This window comes from Okeania sp. SIO2B9, assembly GCF_010672505.1.
GTDB classification, from domain to species: domain Bacteria; phylum Cyanobacteriota; class Cyanobacteriia; order Cyanobacteriales; family Microcoleaceae; genus Okeania; species Okeania hirsuta.
The window spans coordinates 1-2,246 of record NZ_JAAHGK010001250.1; the positions used below are offsets into that span (position 1 = coordinate 1).

At 35.1% G+C, this 2,246-nt stretch carries 1 protein-coding gene; it reads right to left on the bottom strand.

The genetic code is table 11. The features are described 5' to 3' along the window. Positions 1–148: 148 nt before the first annotated feature. Complete coding sequence (locus F6K13_RS29460) at positions 149–2,146, bottom strand: DNA cytosine methyltransferase (RefSeq protein WP_287289330.1); 1,998 nt, start codon at positions 2,144–2,146, stop codon at positions 149–151. Positions 2,147–2,246 lie beyond the last annotated feature (100 nt).

Sequence of the window (2,246 nt, forward strand, 5' to 3'; positions counted from 1 at the left end):
GAATCCAAGAAATACAGGAATTTCAATCTGAAATGTCTAAGGAAATTCAGCAACTAAAAGATATCGTCTCTCGCTTAAAAGCCCAATAAAGCTAAAACCGCAAGAGGTTAGCTCTTGCGGGATTATGACCATTTTTTGAATTATAGCTTTAGTTTATATTGGATTGCCAAAACCTTCTTACAAAATCGCTTGGTACGCCATTACCAAGGGCGTAAACATCAATATTATTTTTCCCTGTAAGAAGAAAGTCATCAGTTACACCTTGCAATCTCGCGATCGCCCTAGAAGTAAAATTTAAAACTTTTTTACCCTTGATAAAGTTCATAAACTTTCGGCGATCGCTAAATTTATGATCGGTGGCTATTTTGGCGGTAATAGTGAAACATGGTTCTGTATAAGCAGGGGTGCTTATAGTAGAGCGAATTTGATTCCGCTTAATTACAGACAGAGGTAATTTCTTTAGATTCAACCCTTTTTCTGACAGCTTCTTTTTCTGAGTACCTGTTAAATATGAAGATTCAAACTTGGGTATTAAATCCTCTATCGCTGCATACCAGCCCAAAGACGGCTTTAATGAAGGCAAGCTTAATGTTTTCCCTTCGGTTTTAAATGCTACTAAAAATAGTCTTTCCCTGTGAGAAGGATTACCATAATCGGCGAAATCTATATCAAAATCCTGAACCCAATAACCATTATTGCAAAGTGCCTGGAAAACTAGTTTAAAGCTCTCTGAATTCTTATACTGCCTAACATTTTCTAATGTAATAAATCTGGGTTTTATGGCTTCAATCGCCTTACTTATTGCGATCGCTGACAACATATCTTCTTTTGTTTCAGAACCATTGATATTAGCTTGACTAAAACGGATACAAGATGGTGAAAAATGAAGAATATCTACTTTAGGTAAAGTGTAAGGGTCGATTCTGCTTACATCTTCCCAATGTATTATTGATTCTGGAAAATTTGGCTCATGGATAACCTTCAATCGTTCGTCCCATTCAACGCCCCAAACTGGCTCTAACCCAGCTTGTTTCGCTCCAAAATCGTATAAACCTCCACCCGTGAAATATGTTCCTAGTGCTAAGACTTCAGTGATTTTAACTTGTTTTATCTCAACTGACTCTGTAATTATTTTATGCTGAAAATCAATCCATTTTTTTTTGTAGGTAGGCGGGTAACTATATTTACTAACAAGTGCTTTGTCTATGTCTTCAATCTCCGATTGAGTTATCCATTTATTAGCAAGTAAGAACTCTTTATCTAATTCTTCCCAACTTTTTCGCCTATCGTAAATAAGAATTGCTCCATTTTTACCCGTCTTGGGGCTTTTAATTCTTCGAGCATTTCTTAGGGTTTCTAACTCAAGTCTTATCTTGAAGGACTTATCCGCAATTATTCCATTTTCAACATTCTTCTTGATAGTAGAAATAGCAATAACAGGACACATAAAGCAGCCTAGCCTTAAGCTTCCAGTTTCCTCGTCTTCTGCCAACTGATAAGTTTCTTTTAGAAGATTAAAGCATCCTTCGTATAAGACAACGCCATCAAAGTAAAATAAACAATCCCAAATATTGCAATTCCTAAAATTAACAATAGGCTCTATTTTGTCGGGTGATTTAATTTCTGAAATGCCACAATCATTAGTGCTGCAATTTGATTTTTTCAGCCTTCGATCTCTAGCCTTTGATTCCCCTAGGTGACGACCAGTTATAGGGATTTTGCCACTATTTTCTAAAGGAGATATTTTCAGCTTACCAGTACACCACCTTGTTCTATAATCGGGTACTGGATACCCATAAACATATTGATAAAACCAATAAGATTTTTCAGAAGAAACGATTTTAAATTCTATTTCTTTTTCCTTGCTCCAGCTTTTTGCTAATTCTATAGCTTTATATAGCTTGTGATGCTCTAAATGCGTATCGCTAAAAACTATCGCTATATCAAAAGCTTGAAAGCCTAGTTTTAAATAGAGAAAATATAAACCCATCAAAACATGACTATCTTTGCCCCCTGAAAAGCTTAAATTATATGCTTTTGTTTTATCTATGTTTTGTAAGTTTTGTATGCCTTCTGTTAGTAAGTCGAGTAACTTTTTATCTTCTAGTTTTAATATTTCAGCTATTCTAATTCTAATTTCGTTCATGATATCCTGTCCGCGATCGCTGAATCTATAGATCGATAATCATTCATTAATTTAGCTAAAGTATCCTTCGGGATATTCAAGGGAATATTAACTAGATCGC

Coding starts and splice junctions, on each gene's coding strand:
- F6K13_RS29460 (WP_287289330.1), bottom strand. CDS start 2,146: ATGAACGAAATTAGAATTAGAATAGCTGAAATATTAAAACTAGAAGAT.